The following is a 7063-nucleotide window of genomic DNA, read 5'->3' on the forward strand; positions in this document are numbered from 1 at the left end:
AGGGAGGTTTCCCTGACGACGGAGGCACCCCATGCGCTGTGCGCGCACCCCTTCCATCGCCGCCGCAACCGGCGGCCTGCTGGCCACCGCCCTCGCGCTCGGTCCGGCCACCGCCCTGGCCCAGGATGCCCCACCCCTGCCCGGCGGCGCCGGCAGCGTCGAGACCTCGGCCGGTCCGATCCGGGTCGAGGCGGTGGCCGGCGGGCTGGAACACCCCTGGGGCCTCGCCTTCCTTCCCGACGGCCGCGCCCTGGTGACGGAGAAGCCGGGCCGCCTGCGCATCCTGGAGCGCGACGGCAGCCTGTCGGCGCCCCTGGCCGGCACGCCGGAGGTTTTCGCCGAAGGCCAGGGTGGCCTGATGGACGTCGCCATCGCCCCCGGATTTGCCGACAACCGGACCGTCTACCTCAGCTTCGCCGAGGCCGGCGACGGCGGCACCGCGGGGACCGCCCTGGGCCGCGGCACCCTGGCCGGCGACCGGATCGAGGACTTCCAGGTGATCTTCCGCCAGCAGCCGAAGATCGACGGCCCCAACCATTTCGGCAACCGCATCGCGTTCGGCGGCGACGGCACGCTGTTCCTGGCCCTGGGCGAACGGTTCCAGTTCGACCCGGCGCAGGACCCGTCCAACACCCTGGGCACCGTGGTCCGCCTCAACCAGGACGGGACGGTGCCGGACGACAACCCGTTCGCCGGAACGGCCGGCGCTGACCCGTCCGCCGGCATAGCCGGCGCTGACCCGTCCGCCGGCATAGCCGGCGCTGACCCGGCGGTCTGGTCCTACGGCCATCGCAACATCGAGGCGGCGGCCGTCGATCCGGCGACCGGCGCCCTGTGGATCGCCGAGATGGGGCCGCTGGGCGGCGACGAGCTGAACCGGCCCCGGGCCGGCGCGAACCACGGCTGGCCGGTGGTGAGCTGGGGCCGGCACTACGACGGGCGCGCCATCCCCGACCCGCCGACCCGGCCCGATCTCGCCGACGCCGCCCTGCATTGGACGCCGGTGATCTCGCCCTCGGGAATGGTGTTCTACGCCGGCGCGCTGTTCCCGCAGTGGCGGGGCAGCGCGCTGATCGGCGGGCTGAGCGGCACCGCCGTGGTGCGCGTCGCCGTCGACGGCGACACCCCGCGCGAGGTCGAGCGCATCCCGCTCGGCGCGCGCATCCGCGACGTCGCCGAGGCCCCGGACGGCGCCGTCCACGTCCTCATCGACGCCGCCGACGGCGCGGTCTGGCGGATCGCGCCCATGGAGTCCGCCGACCAGGCGTCGGGCGGGTGACCGCCGGCCGGCGCGGGCGGCGGGCCGAAGAGCCGTCTTTCCGCCGATCGCGTCACGATGTCGCCGAAATTTTGCTGCACGGGCACCAGGGTCTGGAATAAACGTGGAGGACGCGCGTTCGTGCTGATGGCATAGGTTGCCTGGCCAGTGATGGCCGGCCTCCGGCCCGGAACGAGCGCCGCGTCGTCCTACCCTCTCCGGTGGGCCGTTCCCAACCACGGGCACGGCCGCCTGAACCGATCGGGTGCGCGGTTGAGCAAATTCGGGGTCGAGCTGGAAGTCCACATCGCGTCGTTGCGCCGCTACGCGCGGGCGCTGCTTCGCAATCGCGCGGACGCCGAGGATCTGGTGCAGGAGGCGTTGACCCGGGCGGTCGCCCGGGCGGACACATTCAAGGCGGGGACCAACCTGCGGGCGTGGCTTTTCACCATCCTGCACAACGTCCACGTCAACCAGGTGCGATCCCGCGCCGCGCGACCGGACGAGGTGACGGTGGATTCGGTCGAATCCCGCCTGGTCACCCCGCCCCGGCAGGAGGAGCGGGTCGAGGTGCGCGACATGATGCGCGCCCTCGACGAGTTGCCGGACGAGCAGCGGCAGGTGCTGCTGCTGGTGGCTCTGGAGGGCCTGAAATACGAGGAGGTCGCCACGACGTTGGGCGTCCCGATCGGTACCGTGATGTCGCGCCTCTCGCGGGGGCGCGACGCGGTCCGGGCGAAGCTGGCCAACGACGGATCGGTGGCTCTGCGAAGGGTGAAGTGATGAACGCGCACCGGCTTTTGGACGAGGAACTGCACGCCTACGTGGACGGCTGCCTGGATGGCGACCGCCGCCTGGCGGTGGAACGGTGGCTGGCCGAGGACGCCGAGGCGGCGCGCCGGGTCGAGGACTACCGCGCCCAGGCGGCCCTCCTGCACGAGATCTTCGACCCGGTCCTGCGCGAGGCGCCGGACGCCGAGGCCGGGGAGCTCACCCTGCAGCTCAAGGGGCGGCTCGCCGGAAACGACAATGTGGCGCCGTGGCACGCCCGGCCGCTGGCGCGCGTGGCCGCGGCGGTGATGCTGCTGGTCGCCGGCGCGTCGGGGGGCTATCTGGGGCGGGGCACCGTGGACCCGGCCCCGGCCCCGGTGGCCCAGTCCGTCGCCAAGCGGACGACCTTGCAGACCTTCGCCGAGGAGGCCGCCCAGGCACACAGGTTCTACACCGCCGACGAACGCTTCCAGGTGGAGATGGGCGCCGAGGACCAGGGGGCACTCGACAGCTGGCTGTCGCAGCGCGTCGGCCGCTCCGTGTTCGGCCCCGACCTGTCCAAGGTCGGCTACCGCCTGATCGGCGGACGCTCGCTGCCCACCGACACCGGGGCCGGCGCCCAGTACATGTACATCAACGACCAGAGCAAGCGGATCACCCTGTTCGTCGGCCAGCCCCCGGCCGGTCAGGAGGCGTCCTTCAGCTTCGCCCAGGCCGGCGACGTCGCGACGTTCTACTGGGTCGAAGGGGGCCTGGCCTACGCGCTGATCGGCCGCCTGTCGAAGGACGAGCTGCTGGGGATCACCAAGGCGGTCTACGAGGACGTGAAGGCGGGGCCGAAGCCGCCGCAGCCCGAGGCGCCGGCGCCGCAGCCCCAGCCGCACGTCCAGCCGGCCGCGCCCCAGCCCGCCGAGCTGCCGCCGCAGCCCTTGCAGCAGCAGGAGCAGAACCCGGTGCAGCCGATCAGCGACACCCAGAAGTCCAAGGAGAGCTGATCGTCCCGAGCCGGCAGCGGAGGCTCCGGCGGGGGCATCGGGCGTGACGGCGGGGGCATGAACGCGGGCGGGCGGCGCGTTCGCCCGCCAAGCCTCACCCACGGGCGAAGGCCCGCGGTGGTCACGCGGTGGTCAGACGACGATGTTCAGGGTTCAGACGACGATGTTCAGGGTCTGGCCGCGCGTTTCGGTGACGGCGCCGCCTCCACCGCCACTGCCGCCGAGCAGCGTGGTCACCACGTCCTGCTGCTGCTGCGCCGTCTGGGACAGGGCCTTCACCCCGAAATCGACCTGCGCCTGCCCCTGACGAAGGGCCAGAGCCGCCCCGGTGAGGGTGCTTGTGGCGGGATCGATGGACATTGGCGCTCCGGGTTCCGTTCAGATCACGAGATCGACGCGCGTGGCGGCCCCGCCAGCATAGCCGCGTCCCGCGCCCGCTGTCGATGCCCCGGTCGATGCCGCCGCCGCGGTGGCGACCGCCACCGCCGCCTCGGCCGTCGACCGACCGGGCAGCGGGCGCGCCGCGGCGGCGACCGGCGCGGACCCGCCCGATGCGCTCGTGCCGCTCGCCGCCGCGCCGCCGCGTTCGGCGACCGCAGCCGTCGACGCACCGCCCACCACCAGCTCCAGCTTCGGCTTGCGCGCGTCCCGCTCCTTCTTCTGCGCTTCTTCGTACTGCTTCAGCGCCGTTTCCGAGGGGATCTGCGACTGGGTCTCGCCGGTTGCCGGGTCGCGGTAGAGCAGCACCAACTTCGAGGCGTCGGGGTTGAAGGAAAACGCCACCACCGGGTAGCGCCCGATGATCGGCTCCTCCTGGAACAGCCCGGCGGTGGCGGCGGCGGTGGGCGCCGCGCCGCGCCCGGGCGCCGTGCTCTCGCCCGGCGGGGTGTCGCGACCGGAGGCTGTGTCCGTTCGCCAGACGCCCCTGCCGGCGGTATGGACGGGCGCCGGGGGCGCAGCGTATGCAGTGCTTTCCACGTACATATCCGTTGGCCCATTCCGGTGGCATGCTTTGCAAAGACGTTACATCGAATCCCGCGCACCGTAAAGGGTTTGTTCACGATTGTCCGATGACGGATGATTCTCCCGGATTCGTGGATGCGGGCCGGCGACTCCGGTGGGTCTTGGACCACAGGCGACGAAACCTTGACCGCCGCCCGTCTTGCCTTGGCGCGGGGCGCCGTTCAGGCGCCTATGCTTGCCCTCCGGGACGGCGGGCGGTGACCACCAGGCCGTCGACGGGACGTCCGCTCTCGTGGCGCAGCGCCGCCGGCCGGACGCTCTCCGCGGCGAGCCCCGCGGCCGCCAGCGCGGCCCGCACATGGGCCTCGCCATGGGCATAGCGGCCGTGCGGGTTCAGGCGGTGCGCGCGCGGGTCCGGGCCGTCCAGGCGTTCCACGGTGAAGGCGAGGACGCCGCCCGGCCGCAGGGACCGCGCAGCGCTGCCCAGGATGTCCCGCAGCGGCCCGAAATAGCACAGCACGTCGGCCGCGACGACGAGGTCGAAGGCGCCGGGGGAGCGCTCCAGGAACGCCCCCAGCTCGGCTTCGGCCAGCGCGTCGTAGAGGCCACGGCCGCGCGCCCGGTCGAGCATCCGGGGCGACAGGTCGACGCCGGTGAGCCGGCGGGCCACCGGCCTCAGGAACGGCGCGCACAGCCCGGTGCCGCACCCCGCGTCCAGCACGTCCAGCGTGCCCGGCGGCGGCGCCGCGCCGGCCGGGCCGACGGCCGCCACCACCGCGTCCGCCAGCAGCGCCGGGGCGCGGTAGTCGAGGTCGGCGAGGGTGCGCTCGAACTCCCCGGCGAAGCCGTCGAACAGCAGGCGCACGTAGGCGTCCGCCGCCCGCTCCTCGTGGCCCACCCCGGCCATGGCCGCCGCGGCGTGGCGGGCCAGGGGCTGGTCGGGATGGTCGCGCAGCCAGCGCACGGCGTGGCGTGCCGCGGCGGCCTGGCCGCCGGCATCGTGGAGCAGGTAGATGGCGCTGCCCAGGTTGTCGTGCGCCAGGGCCATGTCCGGGCGGCACGCGGCGGCCCGGCGGTAGGCGGCGATCGCCGCCTCGGCGTCGCCCTCGCGCAGCAGGTTGCCCAGGTTGTTGTGGGCGTCGGCGTAGTCCGGCGCCTCCGCCAGCGCCCGGCGCAGCGCGAGGGCGGCCGCGGCGCGGCGCCCGGCGCGGTTCAGGCTCGACCCGATGTTGTAGTGGACCGCCGGGTGGTCGCGGCCCAGGCGCAGAACGCGGCGGTAGCTGGCGACCGCCTCGCCGTAGCGGCCCTGGGCGTCGAGGACGCTGCCCAGGTTGTTGTAGGCCTCGGCGTGGCCGGGGTCCGCCGCCAGCACCCGGTGGTAGGCGGCGGCGGCCTCGTCGAGGCGCCCCGCACCGGCCGCCGCCGCGGCCGCGGCGAACAACCGCGCGGTGCGGTCGGCGCGCGCGCCGAGGCGCAGCGCGGAGGCGCGGGGGGACGCGGGCCGGTCGGTCACGGCGGGCTCCTCGGCGGTGGTGTTGGCCGGGTTCCTTGTAGCGGGACTTGCGCATGATGGCACGGCCATGTTGCCATGGCCGCCGCAGTGGGCAGGAGCAGCGGGGCGCGGCGCGACACGACCATGGGCAAGGACCGCAAGCACGGCGCAGCGCCGCCCACCGCCCACCTCGCCAGCCGGCTCGCCGACGCGGTCGCCCACCACCGGGCCGGGCGCCTGGCGGAGGCCGAGGCCGGCTACCGCACGGTGCTCGGTGCCGCGCCGCGCCACCCCGACGCGCTGCACCTGCTGGGGGTTCTGGCCATCCAGTCCGGGCGACCGGCCGACGCCGCCGCGCTCATCGCCCGGGCCATCGACGCCGATGGCGGCGTCGCCGACTACCACGACAACCTCGGCACCGCCCTGGCCGCCGCCGGCCGGCCGGCCGAGGCCGTCGCGGCGCACCGCCGCGCCCTGCGGATCCGGCCCGACTCGGCGGCGATGCGCTTCAACCTCGGCAACGCCCTCCAGGCCGACGGCCGCACCGCCGCGGCCGCGGCCAGCCACCGGACGGCGCTGGCCCTGCAGCCCGACTACGCCAAGGCATGGTTCAATCTCGGCAACGCCCGGCGCGACGCGGGCGACGCCACCGCCGCGGTCGCCGCCTTCGCCCGTGCCGCCACCGTGGCGCCGGCCATGGCGGAGGCGCACAACAACCTCGGCGACGCGCTGGCCGCGGTCGGCCGGCTCGGCGAGGCGGTGGCCCAGCACCGGATCGCCGTCCGGCTGCGGCCGGACGACGCCAACGCCTGGTACAACCTGGGCTCCGCCCTGCAGCAGAAGGCCGCCTACGAGGAGGCGGAGATCGCCTACCGCCAGGCCCTGCAACGCGCGTCCGGGCATGTCGGCGCGCTGAACAACCTGGGCAGCGTCCTGAAGCGTCTGGGCCGGCCCGACCAGGCGGAAACCTGCCACCGCATGGCCCTGGAGCGCCGGCCGGACTTCGTCGAGGCGCTCTACAACCTGGGCAACGCGCTGCAGGCGCAAGGCCGCATCGACGAGGCCGCGGCCTGCTACGAGCAGGCCCTGGAGCGCAAGCCGGACCTCGCCACGGCGTCCTACAACCTGTCCCTGCTGGCGCTGCTGCACGGCGATCTCGCCCGCGGCTGGTACGGCTACGACCGCCGCTTCGCGGCCCAGGAGGCGCGGCCCGACCGCCGCATCGCCGCCGCCGTCTGGCAGGGCGAGCCGCTGTCCGGGCGGCGTCTGCTGGTGTGGCGCGAGCAGGGGATCGGCGACGAGCTGATGTTCGCGTCCTGCTACCACGACCTGCTCAACGCCGCCGGCGGGCCGGTCACCGTCGAGGCCGACCGCCGCCTCGCCAGCCTGCTGGCCCGCTCCTTCCCCGCCGCCACCGTACGGGCCGAAAGCTGCGACGCCGCCGGAGCGGAGCGCATCGACCCGCCCGACGCCGACCGCCAGCTGCCGGCGGGCAGCCTGCCGCACCGCCTGCGCGGCACGCTCGCCCGCTTCCCGGGGCGGGGCCGGCGGGCGGGGGGCCGGCCCGCCCCGGCCGGGGGGGGG

At 74.9% G+C, this 7063-nt stretch carries 7 protein-coding genes; 4 read left to right on the top strand and 3 right to left on the bottom strand.

Going from position 1 to position 7063, the window contains the following annotated elements; translation table 11 throughout:
- Window positions 1–31: 31 nt before the first annotated feature.
- The 3 genes from AC6H2I_RS29170 to AC6H2I_RS29180 all read left to right on the top strand — a co-directional run bounded on the left by AC6H2I_RS29170 (window position 32) and on the right by AC6H2I_RS29180 (window position 3024).
- Window positions 32–1279, top strand: a complete 1248-nt coding sequence (locus AC6H2I_RS29170) for a PQQ-dependent sugar dehydrogenase (protein WP_497504301.1) — start codon at window positions 32–34, stop codon at window positions 1277–1279.
- Between the two features lie 252 nt (window positions 1280–1531).
- Window positions 1532–2041, top strand: coding sequence for a sigma-70 family RNA polymerase sigma factor (locus AC6H2I_RS29175; RefSeq protein WP_497504302.1), 510 nt, complete (start codon window positions 1532–1534; stop codon window positions 2039–2041).
- Window positions 2041–3024 carry an anti-sigma factor family protein gene (locus tag AC6H2I_RS29180; protein WP_497504303.1) on the top strand — a complete coding sequence of 328 codons (984 nt, stop codon included), beginning with the start codon at window positions 2041–2043 and terminating at the stop codon, window positions 3022–3024. Before AC6H2I_RS29175 ends, AC6H2I_RS29180 begins: the two co-directional genes overlap by 1 nt.
- 153 nt (window positions 3025–3177) lie before the next feature.
- Here the strand turns inward: AC6H2I_RS29180 and AC6H2I_RS29185 are convergent, their stop codons facing one another.
- The 3 genes from AC6H2I_RS29185 to AC6H2I_RS29195 form a co-directional block, all read right to left on the bottom strand.
- The gene (locus AC6H2I_RS29185) at window positions 3178–3384 is read right to left on the bottom strand and encodes a hypothetical protein (protein ID WP_497504304.1); all 207 of its coding nucleotides are present in this window, start codon (window positions 3382–3384) and stop codon (window positions 3178–3180) included.
- 18 nt (window positions 3385–3402) lie between these two features.
- On the bottom strand, window positions 3403–4008 hold the full coding sequence (locus AC6H2I_RS29190; protein WP_497504305.1) for a hypothetical protein: 606 nt from the start codon (window positions 4006–4008) through the stop codon (window positions 3403–3405).
- A gap of 208 nt (window positions 4009–4216) precedes the next feature.
- The gene (locus tag AC6H2I_RS29195; protein ID WP_497504306.1) at window positions 4217–5500 is read right to left on the bottom strand and encodes a class I SAM-dependent DNA methyltransferase; all 1284 of its coding nucleotides are present in this window, start codon (window positions 5498–5500) and stop codon (window positions 4217–4219) included.
- 75 nt (window positions 5501–5575) lie between these two features.
- Here AC6H2I_RS29195 and AC6H2I_RS29200 point away from each other — a divergent pair.
- On the top strand, window positions 5576–7063 hold a 1488-nt coding region (locus AC6H2I_RS29200; RefSeq protein ID WP_497504307.1), incomplete at its 3' end, for a tetratricopeptide repeat protein.

The organism is Azospirillum sp. NS33, assembly GCF_059703765.1.